Origin of the sequence: Acidithiobacillus ferrooxidans ATCC 23270, from assembly GCF_000021485.1 — a bacterium.
Taxonomy (GTDB): domain Bacteria; phylum Pseudomonadota; class Gammaproteobacteria; order Acidithiobacillales; family Acidithiobacillaceae; genus Acidithiobacillus; species Acidithiobacillus ferrooxidans.
Map to the genome: position 1 here is coordinate 672,360 of NC_011761.1, position 25,060 is coordinate 697,419.

At 57.1% G+C, this 25,060-nt stretch carries 22 protein-coding genes; 17 read left to right on the forward strand and 5 right to left on the reverse strand.

Annotated features, from left to right (window positions below):
* Positions 1 to 75 precede the first annotated feature (75 nt).
* From ilvB to pssA, 5 genes are all read left to right on the forward strand, one after another.
* A complete protein-coding gene (ilvB, locus tag AFE_RS03530; protein WP_012536327.1) occupies positions 76 to 1,821 on the forward strand; it encodes a biosynthetic-type acetolactate synthase large subunit in 1,746 nt (581 codons plus the stop codon).
* Positions 1,818 to 2,309, forward strand: coding sequence for an acetolactate synthase small subunit (ilvN, locus tag AFE_RS03535; protein WP_012536328.1), 492 nt, complete (start codon positions 1,818 to 1,820; stop codon positions 2,307 to 2,309). Before ilvB ends, ilvN begins: the two co-directional genes overlap by 4 nt.
* A gap of 51 nt (positions 2,310 to 2,360) precedes the next feature.
* Positions 2,361 to 3,377: a ketol-acid reductoisomerase gene (gene ilvC, locus AFE_RS03540; protein ID WP_012536329.1), complete on the forward strand. Its 1,017-nt coding sequence runs from the start codon at positions 2,361 to 2,363 to the stop codon at positions 3,375 to 3,377.
* A gap of 118 nt (positions 3,378 to 3,495) precedes the next feature.
* Entirely contained in the window at positions 3,496 to 4,158 is a 663-nt protein-coding gene (locus AFE_RS03545; protein ID WP_009562365.1) for a phosphatidylserine decarboxylase, read from the forward strand.
* Entirely contained in the window at positions 4,155 to 4,907 is a 753-nt protein-coding gene (gene pssA, locus AFE_RS03550) for a CDP-diacylglycerol--serine O-phosphatidyltransferase (RefSeq protein WP_012536330.1), read from the forward strand. The genes AFE_RS03545 and pssA overlap by 4 nt, the downstream gene beginning before the upstream one ends.
* On the opposite strand, the gene AFE_RS03555 is transcribed toward pssA, so the two are convergent.
* A complete protein-coding gene (locus AFE_RS03555) occupies positions 4,883 to 6,757 on the reverse strand; it encodes a pyruvate kinase (RefSeq protein ID WP_012536331.1) in 1,875 nt (624 codons plus the stop codon). The two genes, pssA and AFE_RS03555, sit on opposite strands and share 25 nt — an antisense overlap.
* A gap of 166 nt (positions 6,758 to 6,923) precedes the next feature.
* Between AFE_RS03555 and AFE_RS03560 the strand changes: the two genes are divergently transcribed.
* Entirely contained in the window at positions 6,924 to 7,349 is a 426-nt protein-coding gene (locus AFE_RS03560) for a universal stress protein (RefSeq protein WP_009564668.1), read from the forward strand.
* 88 nt (positions 7,350 to 7,437) lie between these two features.
* Here the strand turns inward: AFE_RS03560 and queF are convergent, their stop codons facing one another.
* On the reverse strand, positions 7,438 to 7,863 hold the full coding sequence (gene queF, locus AFE_RS03565; protein ID WP_012536332.1) for a preQ(1) synthase: 426 nt from the start codon (positions 7,861 to 7,863) through the stop codon (positions 7,438 to 7,440).
* A gap of 60 nt (positions 7,864 to 7,923) precedes the next feature.
* Here queF and smc point away from each other — a divergent pair, with 60 nt between their 5' ends.
* Both smc and AFE_RS03575 read left to right on the forward strand, forming a co-directional pair.
* Positions 7,924 to 11,376: a chromosome segregation protein SMC gene (gene smc, locus AFE_RS03570; protein WP_012606636.1), complete on the forward strand. Its 3,453-nt coding sequence runs from the start codon at positions 7,924 to 7,926 to the stop codon at positions 11,374 to 11,376.
* A gap of 259 nt (positions 11,377 to 11,635) precedes the next feature.
* Positions 11,636 to 12,604 carry a protoglobin domain-containing protein gene (locus AFE_RS03575; protein WP_012536334.1) on the forward strand — a complete coding sequence of 323 codons (969 nt, stop codon included), beginning with the start codon at positions 11,636 to 11,638 and terminating at the stop codon, positions 12,602 to 12,604.
* A 5-nt stretch (positions 12,605 to 12,609) separates the two neighbouring features.
* Here AFE_RS03575 and AFE_RS03580 read toward each other — a convergent pair whose 3' ends face one another.
* Positions 12,610 to 13,302, reverse strand: a complete 693-nt coding sequence (locus tag AFE_RS03580; protein WP_012536335.1) for a histidinol-phosphatase — start codon at positions 13,300 to 13,302, stop codon at positions 12,610 to 12,612.
* A gap of 116 nt (positions 13,303 to 13,418) precedes the next feature.
* Between AFE_RS03580 and ligA the strand changes: the two genes are divergently transcribed.
* The 3 genes from ligA to AFE_RS03595 are packed head-to-tail and all read left to right on the forward strand — an operon-like array spanning position 13,419 to position 16,619.
* Positions 13,419 to 15,434: an NAD-dependent DNA ligase LigA gene (ligA, locus tag AFE_RS03585; RefSeq protein WP_012536336.1), complete on the forward strand. Its 2,016-nt coding sequence runs from the start codon at positions 13,419 to 13,421 to the stop codon at positions 15,432 to 15,434.
* A 2-nt stretch (positions 15,435 to 15,436) separates the two neighbouring features.
* Complete coding sequence (gene atpC, locus AFE_RS03590; RefSeq protein WP_012606638.1) at positions 15,437 to 15,952, forward strand: ATP synthase F1 subunit epsilon; 516 nt, start codon at positions 15,437 to 15,439, stop codon at positions 15,950 to 15,952.
* Between the two features lie 16 nt (positions 15,953 to 15,968).
* The gene (locus AFE_RS03595) at positions 15,969 to 16,619 is read left to right on the forward strand and encodes a class I SAM-dependent methyltransferase (protein ID WP_012606639.1); all 651 of its coding nucleotides are present in this window, start codon (positions 15,969 to 15,971) and stop codon (positions 16,617 to 16,619) included.
* A gap of 143 nt (positions 16,620 to 16,762) precedes the next feature.
* On the opposite strand, the gene AFE_RS03600 is transcribed toward AFE_RS03595, so the two are convergent.
* Both AFE_RS03600 and AFE_RS03605 read right to left on the reverse strand, forming a co-directional pair.
* A complete protein-coding gene (locus AFE_RS03600; RefSeq protein WP_012536339.1) occupies positions 16,763 to 17,497 on the reverse strand; it encodes a M48 family metallopeptidase in 735 nt (244 codons plus the stop codon).
* A 244-nt stretch (positions 17,498 to 17,741) separates the two neighbouring features.
* Complete coding sequence (locus AFE_RS03605; protein ID WP_012536340.1) at positions 17,742 to 18,650, reverse strand: LysR family transcriptional regulator; 909 nt, start codon at positions 18,648 to 18,650, stop codon at positions 17,742 to 17,744.
* A gap of 275 nt (positions 18,651 to 18,925) precedes the next feature.
* Between AFE_RS03605 and AFE_RS03610 the strand changes: the two genes are divergently transcribed.
* From AFE_RS03610 to AFE_RS03630, 6 genes are all read left to right on the forward strand, one after another.
* The gene (locus tag AFE_RS03610) at positions 18,926 to 21,262 is read left to right on the forward strand and encodes a TonB-dependent receptor (RefSeq protein ID WP_012536341.1); all 2,337 of its coding nucleotides are present in this window, start codon (positions 18,926 to 18,928) and stop codon (positions 21,260 to 21,262) included.
* A gap of 238 nt (positions 21,263 to 21,500) precedes the next feature.
* Positions 21,501 to 22,295 carry a sulfite exporter TauE/SafE family protein gene (locus tag AFE_RS03615; RefSeq protein WP_012606641.1) on the forward strand — a complete coding sequence of 265 codons (795 nt, stop codon included), beginning with the start codon at positions 21,501 to 21,503 and terminating at the stop codon, positions 22,293 to 22,295.
* Positions 22,296 to 22,413: 118 nt separating this feature from the next.
* On the forward strand, positions 22,414 to 22,527 hold the full coding sequence (locus tag AFE_RS16680; protein ID WP_009566568.1) for a restriction endonuclease: 114 nt from the start codon (positions 22,414 to 22,416) through the stop codon (positions 22,525 to 22,527).
* 502 nt (positions 22,528 to 23,029) lie between these two features.
* Positions 23,030 to 23,734: a MotA/TolQ/ExbB proton channel family protein gene (locus AFE_RS03620; RefSeq protein WP_009566566.1), complete on the forward strand. Its 705-nt coding sequence runs from the start codon at positions 23,030 to 23,032 to the stop codon at positions 23,732 to 23,734.
* 47 nt (positions 23,735 to 23,781) lie between these two features.
* Positions 23,782 to 24,180 carry an ExbD/TolR family protein gene (locus tag AFE_RS03625; RefSeq protein WP_012536342.1) on the forward strand — a complete coding sequence of 133 codons (399 nt, stop codon included), beginning with the start codon at positions 23,782 to 23,784 and terminating at the stop codon, positions 24,178 to 24,180.
* A gap of 89 nt (positions 24,181 to 24,269) precedes the next feature.
* Positions 24,270 to 25,028 (forward strand): energy transducer TonB family protein, encoded by a 759-nt coding sequence (locus AFE_RS03630; RefSeq protein ID WP_012536343.1) that lies wholly within the window; start codon positions 24,270 to 24,272, stop codon positions 25,026 to 25,028.
* The last annotated feature ends 32 nt before the right edge of the window (positions 25,029 to 25,060 follow it).

Consider the following 25,060-nt stretch of genomic DNA (forward strand, 5'->3'; position numbering starts at 1 on the left):
AAGGCTTTTTTATTTGACCTCACCACAAAAAATGTCTAGCTTTTGCTGACACTTTGTTCCCAGAGGAGTATGACGATGACGTCCCCGACGACCACGCAGGATCGCCCTGTTCCCGGACAGCAGACGGAAGAGCTGACGGGGGCGGAGATTGTAGTCCGTGCCTTGCGTGACGAAGGCGTGGAATATGTTTTCGGCTATCCGGGCGGCGCCGTGCTGTATATCTATGACAAATTGGCCCAGGAAGATGCCGTCAAGCATATTCTGGTGCGCCACGAGCAGGCGGCGGTGCATGCGGCGGATGCTTATTCCCGGGTGACCGGCAAGGTCGGTGTGGTGCTGGTCACCAGCGGCCCGGGTGCCACCAATGCGGTTACCGGCATTGCCACGGCGTACATGGATTCCGTGCCCCTGGTGGTGATCACCGGGCAGGTGCCCGTTGCGCTCATCGGTAATGACGCCTTCCAGGAAGTGGATACGGTGGGTATCACGCGGCCCTGCACCAAGCATAATTTTTTGGTGAAGGACGTTCGTGATCTGGCGAGCACCCTGAAGACCGCGTTTTATCTGGCGGCGACGGGGCGACCTGGGCCAGTGTTGGTGGACATCCCCAAAGATATCACCAGCCATAAGGCCGCCTATCACTATCCCGAAAAAATCACTCTGCGTTCCTACAAACCGACGGTGAAAGGTCACTCGGGGCAGGTACGTAAGGCGATGCAGATCATTACCGGCGCGCAGCGGCCGATGTTCTATACCGGCGGTGGCATTATCCTTGGCAACGCCTCTGAGGCGCTTCGCAAGCTGGTCCGTACCCTGGGCGTGCCCATCACTCATACCCTCATGGGGTTGGGCGCTTATCCGGCATCCGATCGCCAGTTCCTCGGGATGCTGGGCATGCATGGCACCTATGAGGCCAACATGGCGGTGCAGCATTGCGATGTGCTGGTGGCCCTGGGCGCGCGTTTTGATGATCGTGTCACGGGCAACCTCGCCAAATTCGCGCCGCACGCACGGATTGTGCATGTGGATGTCGACCCCTCCTCCATCTCCAAGAATGTGCGGGTGGATGTGCCCGTCGTTGGCGATTTGCAGCAGGTGCTGCTGGAGATGAATCATATGCTGGAGGAGAACGATCAGCGCAACGATCCCCAAGCCATGCAGACCTGGTGGGCGCAGATCGAGGAGTGGAGGGGGCGTGACTGTCTGCACTATAACCAGGATGATCGTGTCATCAAGCCGCAGTTTGTGGTGCAGAAACTCTTTGAACTGACGGAAGGTAACGCCATCATCACCTCGGATGTGGGACAGCACCAGATGTGGGCGGCACAGTTTTATGGTTTTGACCGGCCACGGCGCTGGGTCAACAGCGGCGGGCTGGGCACCATGGGCTTCGGGCTCCCGGCGGCCATGGGCGCACAGGTTGCCGAGCCGGATTCGACGGTGGTCTGCATTACGGGCGACGGCAGTATCCAGATGAATATTCAGGAGTTGTCCACCTGCTTACAATATCGTTTGCCCGTCAAGGTGGCGTGTCTCAACAATCATTATCTGGGGATGGTGCGCCAGTGGCAGGAGTTCTTCTATGAGAACCGTTACGCGATGAGTTATGTGGATGCCTTGCCGGATTTCGTCAAGTTGGCCGAAGCCTATGGGCACGTCGGTCTGCGCGCCCACACGCCCGCCGATGTGGAACCGGTGATCCGCGAGGCGCTGCGTCTGAAAGATCGGATGGTGTTCATGGACTTCCAGGTGGACCCGACCGAGAACGTCTACCCCATGGTGCCTGCGGGTGCAGCCCTCTCCGAAATGATTCTGGTATGACCATGCGCCATATCATTTCCATTCTGCTGGAAAACGAGGCGGGAGCCCTGTCTCGGGTGGCGGGGTTGTTCTCGGCGCGTGGCTATAACATCGAGGCGATGACGGTCGCGCCGACCCATGACCCGAGTATCTCGCGGATGACCGTGGCTACCCGCGGCTCCGACGAGATCATGGAACAGGTCCTCAAGCAGTTGAACAAGCTGGTGGAAGTGGTCCGCGTCCATGACCTGACCGAAGGACCGCATATCGAGCGTGAGTTGATGCTCGTCAAGGTCCATGCCATGGGGCCGGATCGCGAGGAAGTCAAAAGGCTGTCGGATATTTTCCGGGGGCGCATCATCGACGTGACGGACCGCTCCTATACCATGGAACTGACTGGTACCGGCGAGAAGCTGGATGCTTTTATCCAGTCTCTTGATCCCGGCATGGTCATCGAAGTGGTGCGCAGCGGGGCCAGCGCCATCAGTCGCGGCGCCAAGGCCATATAGGATCGGAACAATCCGTTTATAATCCCTTAACCGATATTTAAGAGGCTCAACATGAAGGTTTTTTACGATAACGATGCCGATCTCGCCCTGATCCAGAAGAAAAAAGTGGCTATCATCGGCTATGGTTCCCAAGGCCACGCCCATGCATTGAATCTCAAGGATTCGGGCGTGAGCGTAGTGGTCGGCCTGCGCAAGGACTCTTCCTCCTGGGAGAAGGCGGGCAAGGCGGGGCTGGAAGTCAAGGAAGTGGCTGCAGCCGTGGCCGCCGCCGATGTAGTGATGATCCTGACCCCCGATGAAGGCCAGGGCGCACTGTACCGCGATGAGATCGCACCGAACATCCGGCAGGGTGCGGCACTGGTATTCGCCCACGGCTTCAACATCCATTTCGGCCAGATTCATCCCCGTGCCGATCTGGACTGCTTCCTGGTGGCGCCCAAGGGCCCGGGGCATCTGGTGCGTTCCACCTACACCCAGGGCGGCGGCGTACCCAGTCTGATCGCGGTGCATCAGGATGCCAGCGGCAATGCCACCAATATCGCCCTGTCCTACGCCAAAGCCAACGGCGGCACCCGTGCCGGCGTGATCGAGACCAGCTTCCGGGAAGAGACCGAAACCGACCTCTTCGGCGAACAGGCGGTGCTTTGCGGCGGTGCCACGGCGCTGGTGCAGGCGGGCTTTGAAACGCTGGTGGAGGCCGGCTATGCACCGGAAATGGCCTACTTCGAGTGTATGCACGAGTTGAAACTGATTGTCGACCTCATGTACGAAGGCGGCATCAGCAACATGCGCTACTCCATCTCCAACACCGCCGAATACGGCGACCTGACCCGCGGCCCGCGCGTCGTCAATGCGGATACCAAGGCGGAAATGAAGAAGATTCTCACAGAGATTCAGAACGGCCAGTTCGCCAGGGAATTTATCCTCGAGAACCAGTCTGGTAAGCCGACCATGCAGGCCATGCGCCGGATAGGTGCCGAGCATCCCATCGAGGTGGTGGGCAGCAAGCTGCGTTCCATGATGACCTGGATTGGTCAGAGCCGGATCGTGGACCGCTCGCGTAACTGAGTTCGCAACCAGGATCAGCGGCGATCTGCATGGGGCGGAATAGCTGTGGGCAAAAACGCAATTTGCCTGTGGCGATTCCGCCCTTTTATCGTTGCCCGGCTCCTGATACGCTCCGCGCATGAAAACAGACTATCCATATCCGGTGCTGGCGCGCGAGGGCTGGCCTTTTATCGCGCTCTTTCTGGGCGTGGCCATCGTGCTCCAGGTGCTCACCAACAGTTGGTGGGCATTGCCCTTCTATCTGCTTTTTCTCTTCAGTCTCCAGTTTTTCCGTGACCCGCGGCGACCGTTGCCCACCTTGTCGGAGCGATCGGTGCTGTGCCCGGCCGACGGCAAGGTAATCGCCATTGAGCAGGTCGAAGACCCCTATCTTTCCCGTCCCGCGCTCAAGATCAGCATTTTTATGAACGTGTTCGATGTGCACGTCAATCGCATGCCGGTCAGTGGACAGGTGCAGAAAGTCTGGTATTTCCCGGGTAAGTTCTTCAATGCCGCGCTTGACAAGGCATCTCTGGAGAACGAACGCAACGCCCTGTGGGTCAGGACGGGCGACGGCAGCGATGTGACCGTCGTGCAGGTGGCAGGCCTGGTCGCGCGACGTATCGTCTGTTATGTCGCTGCCGATGCGGCAGTGGTGTCGGGGCAGCGCTTCGGCTTTATCCGCTTCGGTTCGCGGGTGGACACCTACTTGCCGCTGGGTGCCCAGCCTTTGGTGGCCATAGGAGAGCGGGTCCGTTCTGGCGCCCAGTGTATTGCGACCTTGGGCGTGCGGCAGGCATGAATCCCAGATATCCGCGCCGTGGCGTTTATGTCCTGCCCAATCTCTTTACCACGGCCAGCCTTTTTGCGGGTTTCTACTCCATCATCGCTTCCATTAATGGCCACTACCGAGTGGCGGCCATGGTCATCTTCATCGCGATGATGCTCGATGGGCTGGATGGGCGTGTGGCACGGATGACTCATACGGAAAGCGCATTCGGCGCGGAATATGATTCATTGGCGGATGTGATCGCTTTTGGTATGGCACCGGCCATTCTGGTTTTTCTGTGGGGGCTGCGGGATTTCGGCAATTTTGGCTGGCTGGGGGCCTTTGTTTATACGGCCTGTGGCGCCCTGCGCCTGGCCCGCTTCAATACCCAGATACATAGTGCATCCAAGCGCTACTTCCAGGGTTTGCCCATACCTACGGCAGCGGCCGTGTTGGCCAGTCTGGTTTGGGTGGCGGTAGGGGAGGGGTACCCCTGGCTGACGCAGATCAGCGAATATCTGGCCCTGGGACTGGTCTACGCGCTGGGTCTGCTGATGGTCAGCAATGTTCGCTTCCGCAGTTTCAAGGATTTCGATCTGCACGGGCGGGTGCCCTTTGCGTTGGCGATTCTGGTGGTGCTGGCGGTCGCCCTGGTAGCCGTGCATCCGCCGCTGGTCCTGTTTATCGCCGTGATTTCCTATGTAGCGATAGGACTGTTGCAGACCCTGTGGCAAATCCGCAGCCGCCGTATTCAGCGTCAGCGCGGTGGTTCCGGCCATTGATCCGGCGGTTCCCCCGACGCGCCCCAGTGCAGGGCGCGTAACCGGCTGAATTTTTTGTGTTGGTGTGCCTGCATACGGGTGAGAATGTCGTTCAGGGTATGCACCGCCTCCACGGCGTACGGGCCTTTGTTGAGCATCACGCACTCGGCGCGCACCCCCATGGCCGCGTCGGTGAATTCGGGCCGGGAGATGACGCCCTTTTTGGTGAGTTGTTCCAGCACCTGAGTGGCCCAGATGACGGGCAGATGCGCCGCCTCCGCCAGCCAGAGTATCTCTTCCTGGACTTCTGCCAGTCGTTCTGGCCCCACCTCGACAGCCAGATCACCGCGCGCGATCATTACGCCCATCGGTTGGCGCCCGAGCGCGGCAAGCAGGATCTCGGGCAAGTGGTGAAAGGCGCTGGCCGTTTCTATTTTCGCGATGACACCCAAGTGTTCGCCTTGCCGCTGACGCAGGGCCTCCAGCATGCTGCGCATGTTCCCGGCGTTCTCCACAAATGAAAAACCGACGAGATCCGCCAAGGGAACAATGGTGCCCAGATCGTCCAGGTCTTTGGCGCTGAGAGCCGGAAGTTCCAAGGCGAGGCCGGGAAAATTGAGCCCCCGGTCCGGCAGCAGGCGGGCGCCTCCTGGTTTGGTTTTGGTGATGCGCAGTAGCGCTCCTGCGGAGGTCTGTTCCAACACCACGGCGGCGATCTTTCCATCGTCCATCCACACCGGCTGACCGATGGGCAACTGGGGAATGACCTCCGGGACGGTGCAGGAAATCCTGGCCGGCAGCCCGTTCAGGGCGGGCCCGCCGGGTCCGCCCTGACTTTGCAGCAGGAGCGAATCGCCGATTTCCAGATGCAGGGGGACGAAGCTTTGGGGAATGCCCGCGAAGTATCCCTGCACATGGCGGCGGCGCCGGCTCCGGCAACGGTTTCCGGCGATGAAATAACAGCCCTGCGTGGCTTGCAGCGTGATCATCTCGTTTTCAACACGTTCCACCACCAGCACACGCTCCTTGCCGCGGGCGTCGTGGCAGAGCAGGTCTTCGCCCTGCTGGGGCATGGCACTGCCGGATACCAGGAGGAGCAGGCAGTCCGCTCCCGGAGGCAGCGAGGAATGCGCCTGATGGCAGGCCATCGCGGTCATGCGCGCCGGATCCAGCAGACGGCCGAGGCGGTCCCGTTCGGGACGCAGATGGATCACTCCCGGTGCATCGGGAAGGGGGCCGGTGCGGATCTTATGCCCGGCGAGGTCAGCGAGAATTCGGCAGGGCTGGCCCGTATCCCGACTCGCGGTACGGACCTGTTCGGCGAGCCTCCGCCATATGCCTGGGCTATCATGGGCGCAGTTGATCCGCGCGATGTTCATGCCGGCAGTCAAGAGTCTGCGGAAAAAATCGGCATCATCGGCGCGATCGCCGGACAGGGTCACCATGATGTGGGTGCTGCGCTGGCGCGGCGGACTGCCGAGCAGGGCCAGGGTGTTGTCCGTAAGCGCCCGCTGACCCTGCTCCCGCGTGATGGCCGTGGCGTCGCTGAAGTCGGCAGGTGGCATTTGCAGGGCAGCATATAATATCTGCAGGGTACACTGCACGCTGTCGAGCACGTGACTTTCGGCGCGGCCGAGGGAAGAGAGCCCAGCGTCTGACAGGGCCTCCTGCAGGGGGCGCAAATCGACGCTGCGCAGGGCCAGGTAGTGCAGCATGTTACGGATGCCGAGGTGCCACGGCAGGCTGGGGTCCTGCTGCTCCAAAAGAGGAAGTTGGGTCGCTTCACTCTGGACAATCCGCGTGCGAAGCCCTTCAAGGGCTTCCCGAAGGTCCTGCCATGCCTTGTTCATGCGTTTGGTCCGCTGCGTCATAGTCGAAGTATATCCGGTAAATATTGCAGTATAATGACAGTATGGCTTCGCTTGGAAAGAGGTTATGCTGAATCCTCTATATGGGGGCAGTCCTGCATGGCAGGTGCCAGTGATCGCGGTTGATCGTGAACCCGTGGGAGGCCGAAGGAGAAGGGAGGTTTGGCAGATGTTTAACCAGATATTACTGGCGGCGGACGGGAGCGATGCCTCCGCAGCCGCGGTGGCGACCGCCATTGGACTGGCGCGGGAGCAGCGGGCCCAGTTGCTGGTCGTGCATGTCGTCGATGTCTACGCCATGTATTTCGCAACACCTGAGTCCATCGACTTTCTGGTGGCTGCCGGCGAAGGCATCCTCAAGGCGGTGCAGGACCAGGCGCTCCAGTCGGGCGTGGTGGCCCACACCAAACTGCTGCAGTCGGATGTGGGCGGACGTCATATCAGCGAATTGATCATCGACGAAAGTAACGCTTGGCCGGCCGACCTGGTTATCATCGGCAGTCATGGCCGGCGCGGCCTGAACCATTTTTTGATCGGCAGCGTTGCGGAAGGGGTTTGTCAGCGCGCCAGAACGCCGGTACTTTTGTCGCGATAGTGAAGCCCTGCGCGGCGGTAGTCCGGTAGGAAGGGTTTTTTCCGTTGACGGCGTTTATTGGGACGGTGGGCAGCGCATGGGCGGCCCGTCAGTGGCCCGGCTGGTGTTGTGCCCAGCGCACGGTTGGCAATTGACCGAGTATGTCGGGATTCTGCCAGCCGGGCTGACGATGTTCGATGAGCACATCGGTGGTGATACCGCCGCGTACGTACCAGCGTCCCAGCAGGCGCAGATAGCGCGGGTTGATCAAGCCGATCAGATCGTCGGCGATGCGGTTGGTCATCGCCTCGTGAAAGGCGCCCTCGTCGCGGAAGCTCCAGAGGTAGAGTTTGAGGGACTTCAGTTCGACATTGTGCTGATCCGGGATAAAATCCAGCATGAAATGCGCAAAGTCGGGTTGTCCCGTCAGGGGGCAGAGGCAGGTAAATTCGGGCAGATCCATGTGCACCACATAGTCCCGCTCGGGGTGGGGATTGGAAAAACGCTCTAATTCCCTGCTGGGTTGACTGGGCATTCGCAACTCCTCATCATCGGTGCTTCATCAATTCGGCATACTATAGCAAAACACCCTTTCATGCGCCTCTCGGCCATCATCCTACAGGGCTTCAAATCCTTTCGCGAAAGTACGCGCATTCAGTTCAATGCCAATCCGGTGGTGATCATTGGCCCCAATGGCTGCGGGAAATCCAACACCGTTGATGCCGTGCGCTGGGTACTCGGTGAATCCTCGGCACGCCAACTGCGCGGTGGCACCCTCAGTGACGTGATCTCCAATGGCGGCGGCAGTCGGCCGGCCGCATCGGTGGCGACAGTCGAACTGCGCTTCGATAACAGTGATGGGGCGGCACCGGGTGCCTTTGCCGGGGCGGCTGAAATCAGCGTCCGACGCAGTCTGGACCGCAAGGGCGATGGCCATTACCGAATCAACGGCGCCCGCTGCCGGCGACGCGATGTGGCGGATCTGTTTCTCGGTACGGGACTCGGCGGCAATGCTTATGCCATCGTTGAGCAGGGGACCATCGGGCGCATCGTCGATGCGCGACCGGACGATCTGCGCGCCATTCTCGAAGAGGCGGGGGGCATCAGCCGATATAAGGAGCGTCGGCGGGAGACCACACAACGCATCGCCGAAACGCGGGAGCACCTTCAGCGCTTGTATGATATCCACGGTGAGATGGATGGCCAGTGGCAGCGCCTGCAGCGGCAGGCAGAGTCTGCGCAAAGACTGCGCGCCCTACGGGTGGAGGAGCGCCAATGGCAGTGGTGGAGTCTGGCCCTGCGCGTGGATGCCCTGGAAGCAGAGCGCCGGCAGAGCCTGGAGCAGCGCTCCCGGCTGCAGGACGAATACCGAAGGGAGGAGCGCCTTCTCGATGCGGTGACCCAGTCCCTGGATCAACTCCGTGCGGAGGACCGGCGCATGCAGGAAGACATCGCCGCGGCACAGGGTGAACTGTATGCGGTGCAGGCCCGGCAGAGCGATATGGAACATCAGCTGCGAGAGCAGCAAGCTGCCCTTCAGCGCGTGCAGACCAGTCTGGACCAGGGCCAGGCACAGCAGCAGAAAGTCCGGTCTGAGCAGATATGCCAGGCGGAAGACGAAAACCAGCGGCAGCAACGTTTGCAGGATTTGGCTGTGCGACGGCAGGCACTGAGCGGCGAGGAGGACAGTGCCCGACGCTTGCGGCGGGAAGCGGAGCGGGGGCTCGAAAAACAGGATGAGGAACGTCAGAACCAGCAACAGGCTCTGGCCGAAATGCGTCGCAAACGGGATGTGACGATGGCGCAAATCCGCGAACTGGAGCCTCGCTTGGAGGACATCGAACGCCGCCTGCAGCGGCAGTCCGCGAACATACCCTCGGAGCGCGCCGCCATGCAAGCCCTGGCGGCGCGTTGCGGTACCACAGAAACCGTGTTGGCGGAAGCCGCATCGGAGCTTCGGGCACATCGGGAAGCGCTGGAAACCCTCCAGAACCGGATCGCCGTTTTGCGAAATGCCCGCGACGACACCCGGGCCAAGGCGCAGGAATATGGTGCCCGGCAGAAGGCGCTGGAGGGCCTGCTGCAGCGGCTGCAAAAACCGCAGGCGCAAAATGACCCCGCCGGCTCCCGGCTGGTGGATCAGATGCGCGTGCAGCCCGGCTGGGAGCGGGCGCTGGAGGAGGTCTTGGGCGAGCGCCTGAACGCTCTGGTGATGGAGGGCAACAACATGGTCACCCAGGGCAGCATGTTGTGGGTGAGCACGGTCATGCCGGCCGAACTGCCGTCGGACACGTTGCTGCAGGTCTTGGAAATGCCCGAGTCTTTAACTTTGGGATTGAGTGACTGGCTGTGGGGGCTGCGCATGGCGCCCGACTTGGCCTCTGCCCTCGATCAACGTCACCAGCTACGGGCGGGAGAGGCCTGGATTACGCCGCAGGGGGTGCTGGTGCATCGTTCCGGGGTCGCGTATCCGGAGCATGAAGACGGAGCCAGCCTGCTCCAGTGCCGCCGTGAATTGGCGGAAAATTGGGAGTGTTTCCAGCGGGCGCAGGCGGATGCAGCCGCTGCCCATGCCGCTTTGATCGCGGCGGAACAACAGGCGCGCACCCTGCAGGAGCAGGTCAGAACGGCAGATGCCCGCTGGCAGGACATGAGCCGGCAAAGCGCCCGGGAGCGGGAGTCTCTGGCTCGTCTGCGCAGCCGGGTAGAGACAGAAGAGCAGCAGCGCGCGGAAAGGGCGGCTGAGTCCCAGCGCCTCGACGTCGAACGCAACGCCCTGGAAACTCGCTTGCATGGACTCCGTCAGGAACTGGCGGCTGACGAAAGCGGATGGCAGGCCCTCGAGCAGGTGGTGCTGGACTCCCAACGGAGGACGGATACGTTGCGTCGCCGGGTGGACGAACTGCGCGGAATTCATGGACGCGTGCGGGGGGAATATCAGACGCTGGAACTCCGGCAGCAGCGCCTGCAGGCCGAATCGGAAGCAGCCATAACCCGTGCCGAAGACCTGCAACAGCAGTGGGACCAGCTTGCTGCCACTGTCGCCGAGAATGAAGGGGAACTGCTTCGGCTACAGGCCGCCCTGCCGGAAATGCTCAAGGCGCGAGATGCGGTGGGAGCATTGCGGGCAGGTCGTAGCGTGCATCTGGAGGTCTTGCAGTCGGCGGCACAGACTGCAGGGCAGCAGATTCGCGAACATGAAAGCCAGCGCCATGCCCTGGACAAGGGGTTGCGCGCCTTGCAGAAGTCCGAGGCCGCCGTCGAACAGCAGCTCGCAGGCCTACAGGCGCGTCTGGATGAACTGCAGCAGCGTGCCGCAGTGCTTGCGCAGGATTTAGGCGACGATCCGGGGCCTTGCCCGGATGCGACACGCTGCGAAGAGAGTCTTACCCGAATCGGCGCGGCCATCGCCAGCCTTGGCAACGTGAATCTCGCCGCCGAAGACGAGTTGCGGGAACTGGAGGGGCGCCGCGGTAACCTGCTGGCTCAGGTGGAAGATGTGGAATCTGCTCTGTACAGGCTGGCGGAGGCTATGGCGGCCATGGATCTGGAGACGACGGTTCGTTTTCGAGACACCCTCGATAAGGTCAATCAGGCCTTGCAGGAACTCTTTGCCGTTCTTTTTGGCGGTGGACAGGCGCAACTCAGTCTGGTTGGCGAGGATGTTCTGGAAGCTGGACTGGTGCTGCGTGCCCAGCCTCCGGGCAAGCGTAACGCCACTCTGCAGCAGCTTTCCGGTGGCGAAAAGGCACTCACCGCCATCGCGCTGGTGTTTGCCCTGTTCCACCTGAACCCCGCGCCCTTCTGTATATTGGATGAAGTGGATGCGCCACTGGACGACGCAAATGTGGGGAGATTCTGTCATCTGGTGCAGAAAATGGCGGCGCAGACCCAGTTTTTGATTGTGACCCACCGCAGCCTGACCATGCAGGTCGCCGAGCAACTGGTGGGCGTCACCATGACCGAACCGGGTGTCTCCCGTGTCGTACGAGTGGATGTGGCGGATACCCTGGCACAGACAGCCACCCATGAGGGAACTACGCCCTAGTGCGGATTCCGGCTGGAATCGATGGTTCCGGATATTAGTACAACACCATATCAACATGCTATAGTATTGATTCTATGTTCCCCGGACGCCAAGCAAAAATGCTGAGCGCAAAATTTTCCGTACCCGGATGTGGATGTTCCGGTTCGCGGCGTGGAGCAGGTACGGAAAATCAAGGTGTTTTTGTGTTTCACATGGGCGAACGATACTCTATTTATATGTTGGCATGATATACCTATACTGCCACAGTATGGAGAGTGATATGGATACTGATTTGCTACCATATGCTGCATATAATAATCGGGCTATAGAGTTGTTGTCCCGTATGCAGGCCATAATCTCTGAACAGGCGAATGATGCTGTCGAGTCGTTCTATCGTTCTTTAAATGATATTCCTGAAGCGCAAAGCATAATATCCATACTCTCGGAAGATGATTTTGCTTTTCTCAAGCGTAAACAGGTTCAGCATCTTTTGCTACTGTTGTCGCCTGGCATCGCAATGACGGATCAGGCTCTTTTATCACGGTCAGCAGGATATAGACATGCATCCATAGGCGTTGACCAGATCGTTCTAAAGAAGGCAAGCGAACACTATTTGAAGTACTTGTTGAATTCTATAGAGAGGCATGATTTTTCTATTTTCTATCAATTGGTAACCATGCGCCTTGCATTTGATATCAAATCTCAAATAGATGGATACAAGGATTATGAGCTATATTACATAAATGCTATAGATGGGCTTGGTGTTGATCCGGAATGCATCGGCCCTGTCGCAGATGTTAATGCCTGCGCGCGTGATATGGCAAGAAGATTAGTGCAGATTCCGTTTGTTGAAGGAGTGGTAATCGGTAATGTCAATGGTGAGGCCGTGGATATATTTTACCGCCTTGGCATAACTCCAGGCGTTGATCGCCGTACAAAAAGAATGCGTCTGGAATTGTTAAAAATCGTTACCTCTGTTTGGAAGGACAGGAATCCTGTATATATTCAAAATGTAGAGAATTGTCCATTATTGGATGGGCATGATATGCGTCGGTGTTTGTCCGCCGGCGTCCGGTCAATCGGGGTCTGGCCGTGTCAGGGGGCGGGTGGGCACGTTGAAGGTTATTTGATGATATTTTTTAAGTACCCAGGTGCCATGCATGGCGAGCAGAACATTATATACTGGTCTACCATTTCCCAAAAAGTTGGTTCGGCGTTGGCGGCTGCAATGGCCAGGCGTATCACCTGACAGGTTCACAAAGCCAACTTCGCAGATGCCGGACGCAGGGAGAGAATCGGCCAGCCCCGCTCTTCAGCCAAGGTGCGCAGGCGCGGATCGGGATCCACGGCTACTGGCCGGGTGACACATTCGAGCAGGGGCAGATCGTTATAGGAGTCGCTGTAAAAGCTGCTGTCCCCGAGGCTTTGATTCCAGTCCAGGCCCTGTGTTTCCAGCCAGTCGCGCAGACGTTGTACCTTGCCGGCCTGGAAACAGGGAAGGCCGACACTGCGGCCGGTAAAGTCGCCGGAGGCCGTTTCCTCAGCCTCTGTCGCCAGCAGGTGGGCGATACCCAGTTCCCGGGCGATAGGTGCCGTCACAAAGCGATTGGTCGCAGTGATGATGACCAGGGTATCGCCCTGCCGGCGATGGTCCTCGATCAGGGCGCGGGCATGGTCGGAGATCATGGGCAGCACCCGCTCCTGCAGATATTCCCGGTGCCAGGTGTCGAGCAGCGCCCGGGGATGCGCCGCCAGGGGGGCCAACTGAAACTCCAGGAAGGCGTGAATATCCAATTCACCCGCCAGGTATTCCGCATAGAACTGATCATTCATGCGGTTGAAGCGCTCCGCATCGACAATGCCGCGGCTGGCGAGAAACTCCATCCAGGCATGGTCGGAGTCGCCGGAAAGCAGGGTGTTGTCGAGATCAAAAAGGGTGAGGGCCATGGGTTCTCCGTCCAGTCGAGAGGGCCGTAGCGAATACTCGTGAATTATACCAGAAAGTGTATTTGCGATATGCTGACGCAGCGAATATTTCCAGTTTTTTACAGAAGGAGCCGGCGGTGGAGCGGGTCAACCATACTGACTTCGAGCGTATTCAGCAATTGCGTGCGGAACTGGTGGCGGCCAATAACGCCTACTATCGGGAAGATTCGCCGACCCTGAGTGATGCCGAGTACGATGCGCGCCTGCGCGAACTGCGCACCCTGGAGGACCGTAATCCCCAATGGCAAAGCGCCGACTCTCCGACCCAGAGGGTCGGGGCGGCTCCGGTGGAGGTCTTTGGGGAAGTGCATTATGCCATACCCCTGACCTCTCTCGACAATGTGTTCGATCAAGACGGTTTTAGCGACTGGCTGGCGCGCGTGCAGAAGGGGCTCGGCCGCGAGGATGTTCCGCTCAGTGCTGAACCCAAGTTTGACGGTCTCTCGGTCAACATTCGCTACATCGAGGGTAAGCTGGTACAGGCTGGTACCCGTGGAGATGGCCAGACCGGTGAAGATGTCACCGCCAACGTCCGCACCATTCGCAACGTCCCCCTGCAACTGACAGGCAAGGACTGGCCGGAGCTGCTGGAAGTCCGTGGAGAGGTGGTCATCCCCGTGGCCGCTTTCCGGCGTCTGAATGGCGAGCGTCTGCGCGCCGGGGATAACCCCTTTGCCAACCCCCGCAATGCGGCGGCAGGCAGTCTGCGACAACTGGATTCCAGCGTAACGGCAAAGCGCCCCCTCGCGTACTTCCCCTGGGGATGGGGAGAAAGCAGCGTGCCACTGGGGAAAAGCCACATCGCGGTTATGGAACGCCTTTCTGCCTGGGGCTTCGAGGTGACCTCCTATCTGCGCGGTGTTCACGAACTCACGGAATGCCAACGCTATTTCAGCGAGATGCAGAAAATACGCGAAGGCATGCCTTTTGAAATAGACGGCCTCGTGTTCAAAGTTGACGATCTGCTCGCCAGGGAACAGTTGGGCTTCACCGCCCGCGCACCGCGTTGGGCCATTGCCTATAAATTTCCGGCGCACGAAGAGCGTACCGTGGTCGAAGATATCCTGGCTTCCGTAGGGCGCACCGGTGTGATTACTCCTGTGGCTGTCTTGAAGCCCGTGCAGGTGGGCGGCGTAACCGTGAGCCGCGCCAGCTTGCATAATCAGGATGAAGTGGATCGTAAGGATATTCGCGTGGGCGACACGGTGCTGGTACGCCGCGCCGGCGACGTGATCCCGGAAGTGGTCATGGTGATCAAAGAGGAGCGGCCGCCTGCGACACAACCCTGGCACATGCCGCAGCGTTGTCCGGTCTGCGGCTCGGAGGTCTTGCGCCTGGCCAACGAGTCGGCGCATCGTTGCATGGGCGGGCTGTACTGCCCGGCACAGCGGATGGGCGCCATTCGGCACTTTGCGTCGCGTCGGGCCATGGACATCCGGGGGCTGGGCGAAAAGCTCGTTGAGCAACTGGTCGGGCATGGTCTGGTGCACACCGTGGCCGATATCTACCATCTGGATGAAGCGGCTCTGTGCGGCTTGGAGCGCATGGCCAGCCGTTCGGCGCAAAAGCTCCTCGCCGAAATCGATCGCTCCCGCCATACCTCCTTGCCCCGTTTTCTCTACGCCCTGGGTATCCGTCAGGTTGGGGAGGGTACGGCCAAATCCCTGGCCATCTATTTCGGGGATCTGGACCCCCTGATGGCCGCAACACCGGAGCTTTTGCAGAACATTCCCGATGTAGGGCCTATCGTGGCGGAATCCGTTGCCCATTTTTTTGCCCAGCCCCATAACCGCGACGTCATTGCCGCCCTGCGCGCGGCAGGAGTACAGTGGGCTGTGGTCCAGCCGCAAAAAGGCGGGCGTTTTCAGGGTATGACCCTGGTGCTCACCGGAGCCTTGGACAACATGACCCGGGAAGAGGCCAAAACCGCCATAGAAAACGCGGGCGGGAAAGTCAGCGGTTCCGTGTCGGCCAAAACAAGCTATGTGGTAGTCGGCAAGGATCCCGGCAGTAAGGCCGAAAAGGCCGCAAAGCTGGGTGTGAAACAGCTTACCGAGGCGCAATTTTTGGCGATGTTTTCAGAAAAGGAATGACCATGCAGCAGAACAGAACATTCCGCTTGAATGTTGTCGATGTCCACGGCGAAGTCTACACCGGTATGGCGCGTTTTGTGGCGGTGCCGGCGGAACTGGGTGAGATCGGTATTCTGCCGGGGCATGCGCCCCTGCTGTCCGGGCTGCGGCCCGGCGAGTTACGCATTACCCAGCCAGACGGCCAGACGCAGATTCTTTTTCTGGAGGGTGGAATGCTGGAGATTCAACCCGATATCGTAACCATCCTCGCCGATGCCAGCCTGCGGATTGCGGATATCGATATTCACGAAAGCAGGGAACGCATCAAGGACGCACAAAGTACGCTGGCGAAACGTGCGGTTCCGGCGATGGATTTTGCCCGCGCCGAACTGGAATTGCAGCGGGAAGTGGCAAAATTGCATGCGTACCAGCGCTACCAGATACAGGAGCAACGGGGTGGCGGTACGGGCAATTATCATTGGGAGCGCCCGGCTTTGCAGAATGTGCCGAAGGTGAACGTGCAGGAACTGGAGGATTGACGGCTCCGGGCCGGGTATGGGGCCGATGGACGCCGCCGCCTATGACGCCTGGTATGATACCCCTCGCGGGCGCTGGATCGGCATGGCGGAGTTCCGCCTGCTTTCCAGGCTCCTGCAGACGCAGCCGGGGAACACACTTCTGGACGTGGGCTGTGGTACCGGCTGGTTCACCCGCCGCTTTGCCGAAGAGGGCCTCCTCGTCACTGGCCTGGATCCCAACCCGGACTGGCTTGCCTTCGCCCGTGCCAAGGGCCCCCCTGAGATCCGCTGGATAGCCGGAGATGCTCGCGCACTGTCTTTTCCCGACCGCAGTTTCGACCAGGTGGTTTCTGTTGCGGCACTGTGTTTTGTGGACGATGAGCGGCGGGCCGTGGCCGAGATCGTGCGGGTGGCGCGCCGGCGTTTCGCCATCGGCTGGCTCAACCGGACGAGCCTGCTCTATGCACAGAAAGGGCAGGGCGGTGGAAGCGGGGCTTACCATGGGGCGCGCTGGCATCGTCCCGACGAGTTGCTCGATTTTTTCTCCGGCTTGCCGGTACGTCGACTGGCGGTGCATTCCGCCATATTTTTTCCTGCCGGGAACGGGGTGGCGCGAACGCTGGAACGGCTGCTGCCCCACACGTTGCCTTGGGGCGGCCTGATAGTCATTTCGGGGGAGACGGAATAGTCCCGCCGTGGGAGTGGTGCATCGGTTGGATCACCGGCGTCTACGGGGCCATCTGAGGGCTCTCGCAACTCTGGACCGGCTATCTGGCCAATCGTATCGGCCGCAAGGCCCCATTGCCAGCAGTTTCTTCCTTATGCGTCATTTCAGCCGCCCGTTGGTTCAGATGTTGCCAACGGTACGCCTCTTTTCAGAACCGCCCGCACGGCCCGCCAATCCGGCATTGCCTGATCCAGAATGCCCTTGAAGCGGTCATTGTGCAGGCGCTCCCGCAGGTGCGCCATTTCGTGGACCACCACGTATTCCAGGCATTCCACGTCGTAATGCACCAGTTCCAGATTCAGCCAGATTCGGCGTGCCCGGATATTGCAGGTGCCCCAACGGGTTCGCATGCGTTTGACGCCCCACTCAGCGACTCTGACATCCATGATGGGCTCGTAATGGGCAATGAGCGCCGGGATGCGTTCCTTCAGCGTCTGCCGATGCCAGTCTTCGATAACCCGTGCCTTGTGGTCGCGGCTGGCCCCTTCCCGCACATGGAGATCCAGGTAATAGCCCTGCTGGCAGGCGATATGGGCGGCCTGTGTCGTAGGATATACCCGCAACTGGTAACGTCTGCCCAGGTAATAATGGCTTTCTCCGGATACATACTCCCGTGGCGAGAGCCGGTCTTGCCGGGCGAAGTTCTGCTGATGTTTTTTAATCCACTGCAGGCGAACCAGTACGGCGGCACGGATGGCTTCTTCACTGAGATGCCAGGGCGCCGCTACCCGGACCCTGCCCTCCGGCGGATATACTCCCAGACGCAGATTTTTGATCCGTTTCCGCACCACCTGCACGGTCAGGTCGTTGACTTCCAGCGTGTAGGTCTCAGTAATCACACGGTTCCTTGACCAGGGCGATGTTGAATTTATAGGTGTGAATATAACCCCCGAAGATCAGCAGTTGCATCGTGGCGTTTCACCAGTGTGCCTGAACTCATCCGGGCAATTGTGGGCTACATTACCCGTCACAATACCAACCCCTTCATCTGGATCAAAACCGTGCGGGATATCCTGCAAAAGGTCATCCGCGCTAACGGCCAATTAAACAGCAAACAGAATTCAACACTACACTGGCTCTATATTATTCCATGATATTCATATTATTTAGCTCCTCGGCTAGATAATTGGAAAAACGGGCGGCAGAGACCGAAATCCCTCGGTTTTTGAGTTGCGCACATACTAATGGTACGGGGCGTATGTCCACGGCAGAAATTGGCCGATAGACGATATTTTCGTTGATGCGATTTTTGGGTATCCCCGTTGAAATGACAAAGCCAATGTTTTGCGTGCCGTACAGCAGGCCACGCATGACCTCATAGGAGTTGCTCTCGGCGGCGATATGAGTTTCTGATCGTCGACCGTGGAGCACGGACTCCAGCATTTCGCGTGAGGTAAGCCCCGGTGCCGGCAACACCAAAGGATACTGGATGCAATCACTCAAGCGAAGTGTACCTTGGCTGGCAAGAGGGTGCGCGCGATCCATCGCCGCTACCAGAGGCTGCTCGGATATAGCAAGGTCGATGACGTCTGGGTGTCTGGGCGGTGCCACGATGACCACCAGATCGGCTTCAAATGCTAACAACGCACGAATCGCATCGCTATGTTTCGCTACGGTCACCGAGAAGGAAACCCCAGGATACTGCTCTCTGAATGTATTAATAATTCGCGGGATGAAATCGGCCGCCAATGCGGGGCTGACGGCGAGGGCAACATGGCCGCGGCGAAGTCCGTTGAGGCTATCAATTTCTGAGCGTAGGCGCTGCATGTCGGAAAGGTGCCGGCGTATATAACCCAGAAAAACTTCGCCTGCGGCCGAGAGACGCATCCCGCGCGGGTGCCGCTCGAAAATGCCAGTACCCAGTTCTTCTTCCAGATCCTGAACGCGGCGATCCAGTGCCGACGCCGTGATATGCAGCTTTTCGGCAGCGCGACGGACCGAGCCTTCCCTGACAATCGTGTCAATGTAGTTAAACAAGCGCAGGTGTTTCATGGACAATCCTTCAAGGCGTTGTGTTTTATGTAACGCATTCACAACAAAATAACACTTTAATCATACATTGTATATGGTCAGTATGTCCTAGCAGACAAGATGCACAGAATCATAAGGTGATAGTTGGTGCCTCGTTTTTGGGCAGAGAATATCGGTATGCACCATTCTGGTGCGGATAAGGAAAGGATACCTTACGTGTCGTACAAAAATACGGGTAGATCGGCATGGTATGGATATTGCGTATATGTAAAGCAGTATAACCTCTGGAGTCTACAATGAACAAATCAAATAAACACCTTTTAAGGCAGAGCCTGTTGGTAGCAACAGGACTACTGGGCAGTTCACTTCTACCGGTCTACGCAGAAGTGGCCACCCCCACACCGCCTCCGGCCAAAAAAGTATATAAGATTAAGTCGGTTTCTAAGAATTTGCTGAGAATCGTCGAGAAGGCGGCGCTTACCCAGGTCAAACCGGTCTATGGTGCAGAAACCGCTCTCATCCCCCAAAAGTTTTTGGAGGGCCAGGAGTCTACCCAGAATGCCTCGACCATTCTAAGTTTTGTGCCTGGGGTCAATGCCACCAGCACGAACCCCATTGGTGTCAAGACCCATATTTCCGTACGTGGTTTCTCTCAGACACAAGTAGGCTACACCTTTGATAATTTGCCCATTGCTGATTTGTTCAATGGCGGTTTATCCGGAGGTAATAACAATTATGCGGATTTGACGAATCTCATCCCGGTTACGCTGGGTGAAACCTCCGGCATCCGGGTGACCTATGGTACACCATCGCCAGATATCAACGCCGTCGGCGCTATTGGTGGGAATATTGATTATCTGCCGAAGATTCCATCGGCAAAACGTTACGAGTCAGTATTTGCCGGTTATGGTTCCTTTAACACGCGCAGCTATGGCGCCGAGATCAACACCGGCGCAAACCCTGGTTATGGCAACCTCCTGTTGAGATTTTCTTCGCGCCAGACCGCAGGCTACCTGGACCACAGCCCGGATCGCGAATATTCCTACTATGCGGCCTATGACTTGCCACAAATTTCGCCGACTTCCAAGTGGTCAGTCATATTTTTACTGAACAAGAATCAGGGCGCGACCGCGGCGCGAATGCCGGTCGCACTGTTGCAGCAATATGGACCCTATTACCAATGGCCGCTGTCTGTTACCTATGCGAATGGTACGGCGGAACATATGATGGCTATTGTGCAGAATAAAACGCTTATCTCATCTCACGCCGTTTTTGGTTTCAAGGGATTTTATGCCTTTACCAACTCCAATCGTTTGGAGTATGTGAATCCCAGTGTCAATATGCCTTATAACAGCTTTGTTACCTTTTATCTCAATCCGGCACAAACTGTCTGCCAGTATTCTGGAAATGATTTTGCCGGTAATAATTCTGCGGCATGTCAGGCCCAAACTATTAACGGAGATAATTATCATAGTTACAGCTATACTACGAATACGTTCGGATTTAATCCTTCCGTCGAGTGGCTCAGCCATTATGTGGACTTGAAAGTCGGAGGGTTAGGTGCATTCTCTCTGTATCATTCGCAGAACTATGTTTATGGAAGCCGGAATGTCCCCGAAGTGGCCGGTTACAACGACCTTTGGAATGAGCACGCATGGCGCCTGTACGGTAAGCTCTATGCGCAAGCCAAAATCAAGCCGACGCGCTCTTTGGCCATCACCCCCGGTCTGAAATATGAGACGGTGAGCACGCATATAAATGACGTGCCAGGTTACTACTACGCCGTAGGTGCGAGCAGTGGCCGCTCTTACGGTGAGGTGAGTCCATACGCCGGTATCCAGTATAAGCCGACAAAAGCGGTAACTCTGTATGCCAACTATGCGGTTGGGTACAAATATCCGAATATCACCGCGTTCTATGCGGCTGATAGCAATGCCACATCGACATCGCCATCGACGCCAGTGACCATAAAGCCGGAGCAAGTCAACACGTATCAGTTTGGGGTCGCTTACAAGCATGATGGTCTTGATGCGAGTATTTCTTTATATCGTTCAGACTTCACACATACATTCAGTTCCTACTATGATACAACAACAGGGTTGACTTATGAGTACAATATCGGTTCTTCATCGTATCAAGGCATAAACATTGCCACTGCTTACGCATTAGATAATTATATATCGATTTATGGGAACTACTCGCTTCAGGACGCACATTACACCTCAAACTCGTCAAGTGCCTATGGAGTTGCCACCAGCATTGGAGAGCCGCGGGCCAATACCCCAACTTATCTTGCGGGTGTGGGGATAGAAGGTCATTACATGGGTACGCGCGCCCGATTGTACGGCAATCTGGTCGGCCCGCAATATATTGAGGCCAGTACGGGTGCACCAACTTCTATCAGTATGCCCGCCTATGCGACCATGAACTTCAACCTTGCGCATACCTTTCGAATACATCGGTACGGGTTTAAAAATGTGACGTTCAGTCTGAGCGGGGTGAACCTATTGAACTCCGAAGCGTCGGTTCTCGAAAAGCAGTTCCCCTATATTAATAATCAGCCTGGCAACTACCTCGTTGCAGAGCCTATGATGCCACGCTCGTTCTTTGGGACGGTGAAAATAGTATTTTAAGACCGGACACTACCGATCTATGCCTAAACTTGTGAGTAACGGCACCACGTTGGAGATTCACCATCTGCAACCCTTTGGAGTGGCGCCAGTCCTCAACCGGGGACCGGTGCATGCGCCCCAGTATGCTCTTCCTGATCGGGGTGTTGGGGTCCGCCTTGGCGACGACGCCCGTAATCGGCTTGCCCCTTCATGGGATAGCGCGATGCCTTCAGGACTCTAAATAACGATGGGTACGAGCATGAACATCGTCTGGCTTTATTTGTTTTCCGGAGCAGTCGCGGGCATAATTTCAGGAATGCTAGGAGTTGGCGGCGGGATCGTCCTGGTCCCTATCCTGATTTTTATCTTTGGTGTTCTCGCCATACCCGTAGGCATGGCAGCACATATGGCAATCGGGACGTCCCTGTCAACAATTATATTTACCTCCATGTCGGCAATACATGCTCAGCACAGACGAAAAGCAATTGACTGGAATCTGGTCAGAAAGCTTGCTCCGGCGACCATTCTCGGGAGCCTCATCAGCGGTTATCTGGCAGGGCTGATTCCCGGACAGGCATTGAAAGCAATATTCGGCGTATTTTTAGCGGCGGCGGCGGTGCAAATGTTTTTTGAATGGCGGCCGGCGCCCTATCGTACCCTGCCTGGCCCCTTGGCCCTTTTGGGCATTGGTACGGGTATTGGTGCGCTCTCCGCGATGTTGGGGATTGGCGGTGGCACGCTCACGGTTCCATTCTTCAATTGGTGTAACGTGGACTTGCGTCGGGCCATAGCCACGTCAACGACTTTGGGGTTTGGGCTGGCGATCTTTGGCACCATTGGTTTCATTGTATCCGGATTTCAGCGGCCCGGATTGCCGTCGGCCAGTTTTGGCTATGTTTCCTTGCCGGCTATGCTGGGAATAGCGAGTACCGCAGTGCTATTCGCGCCGTTTGGCGTTCATTTATCATATCGTCTTCCCGTGCGCCGACTCAAACGCATATTCGCTTTGCTCCTCCTCTGCCTTGCGTTTAATATACTCCTGAATTTCATATAGCTATGGAATATATGATTTGACCATCAGCTGGGAGTAGCTTTCCCTACACCTGGATTCTGATCTGGTAACCGGGCAGCCACTGAAGTCGACCAGGAAGAACTCACAGGCTACCTTAAACGTGCTGGCGGATACGGAGAAATCCGTCTACGAGCACGTGGTGTACGACTCTGCCACCGAGCGAGATTTTGCCGATGCGCTGGAGAAGAATGACGCCATTGAACTGTATGCCTAACCCTCCGTCTGGTTCAAGGCGCTTGCGCCCCTAGCAGCAATAATGTTTAGTTGAAAAAATCATTGGGCATCGATCACATGTCATCCGCAACGGATCTCTCCTCTCTCTGATTAGGTATGAACTCATTTTCTGCGTATTCCGCGCGGGTTACGCGTACCACGACTGGTAACGGCGCAGCCGGAAGCGTTTGAGAAGCCGTCAATAGCGAGCCAGACAGGTCTTTAAACTGTTGCGTTTTATGAATACCTATCACACCAAAAAAGAACTTTACCGTATCCAAAGATGCGCTCATCATGATTATGAAAGAACTTTGTGGATGGATACGAGGGCTGCACCATTATAGTGCAATACAGCATTATCTGCACCAAAAAAGAAGTTGCCAACTTATCGGTCTTTGACAAGTGCATGATTTTAATGGCGGTATATTCAATGGGTGTCAATGGCATGTTTTATGCCTAGTCTATGCCAGAGCGTTTGTTAATCACCTTGTGATGGAGTTTATATGATCTCGTTCAGTTATCTCGTGCACCTTGCCAACTACTCAGATGGCGTTCTGTACATCTTGATGTTCCTTCTCGTGGTCGAGCTTGCCGTGATCTTCGATCGGGCCTGGTATCTTCGTAACGCCATCAGCAGAGGTAAGAAAATTCTTTGGGGAATATCCGCCCGTGGCAAGTTGCGGCGCCCTGACCTGGAAGATCTGGTGGTTTTGTCGAAGGGGCTTCCCGAAGAATCTCTGCTGGGTGTAGCGCTCCGACATTTCAATTTGATTCATCACTACGGCAGCGCGCGTGGTGAAGCCTTCGCGAACCGTTTGGACGAAGCTATTTTCCTGACGACGCCAAGCCTGGATAAGCGCCTTTGGATATTGGACACCATTGTCACCCTGGCGCCCCTTCTGGGCCTGTTCGGTACCATTCTCGGCATGTTTCACGCGTTCTCCATTCTCGCGGCGCCTGGTCATAATCCTGCGTCCGTTACCGGCGGTGTCGCGGATGCGCTGATTGCCACCGCGTCTGGACTTTTTATCGCCATGATCGGCTTGCTGAGCTTTAACGCATTCAACAACGCCATCGAGAAAACCATTTTCCAGCTCGAGTCGTTGAAGGTGGTGCTCATGAACCGCTTGGATGGCGCGCCCGTGGTATTAGAGGAGACGGCAGTCAGCGCCCCGTCATCAGCAACGGCGTCTGAAATGACCGCATGATGTTTCGGAAGATTTTTCACTCTGCCAGGCAAAGTAAGGAGTAAAGCATGTTACCCCAACGCCGGCCCCGCAAAAAAGGGCGTGTCGAAATCATTCCGATGATTGACGTTATGCTGTTCCTGCTGGTTTTTTTCATCATGATTACTTTGCAGATGATTACGGATAAGGGGTTAAAACTGGACTTGCCCACATCCAGTGAGACGAAAGTACTGCCGCATCCGCATTTCGTGCTCAATATCGTGAAGGATGGCGGTGTTGTGGTGAAGGGCAAAAAAATGAGCCTGGATCAATTGCAGAATTTTCTTGTCGGCGATGGCGATGCCAAGCACACGCAGGTGACGATCGCTGCTGATAAAATGGTTCCTTTTAAAGATTTTGTGCATGTGATGGATGCTTGTCAAAAAGCGGGTGTAACCAGCATTGGTATTGCGGCGAAGCCCGCGTGAGTAGTTGCGTCTTATTTGGGGCAACCTGTGCGAACGTCAAACATACAGTTGGTGAGCGCGACAACGCTCGAAAATGGGAATGAATTTATATGACTACCACGATGCCTAGGGCCACAAATTATTTACTTATGCCGGAGCCGAAGGAACGCCATTTTAAGTATGCCGTGGGCGGGGCGGTGGCGGTTGAAGTCCTGCTCGTGCTCGGCTTGGTTTGGTATGGGCACAGTAGACCTCCGATAAACGCCGTCAAGCCCAAGGATCACGTCATTGCGGTACAAATGATGACTTTGCCGCAACCACCGCCGAAGGTGTTGCCCAAGCCTCTTCCAAAGCCGGTTCCTCCCAAACCGGTGCTGCATCATGTGACGCCGCCACCGCCACCGCCGCACCCGAAGATGGCGATTCCGCCAAAACTGGCACCGACGCCGCCCGCGCCACCGGTTAAGACGGCGACGCCACCAACGCAGATCCCTCAATCAGTAGCGACGCCAGCGCCTAAGCCGCTAGTGACGCCACCTCCTGCCCCGCCGCCCATGTCGGCCCAGCAGACGGCCTCGTTGATGGGGCGTTATGTCGGGCTGTTGCGGCCAATGATTCAGCAGAATCTGCATGTGCCCGCAGAGTTAAAAGCGATGGGCATGAGCGGCAAGGCGACCGTTGAGTTTGAGATCTCGCCTACGGGCCAGTTGCTTTGGGCAAAAATTATCCAGTCTAGTCCATTGAGTGCGGTAAATCGTGCAGCACTTGCAGCAGTAAAGGATGGTGGCTTCCCACCATTTCTCAAAAAGATGCCTAAACAGAATACGGTATTTCAAATCGACGTTGAAGTGGGTGCCGGATCAAGTTAGCGTTCTATGCAAGGTATTTTAATTCCAATGAT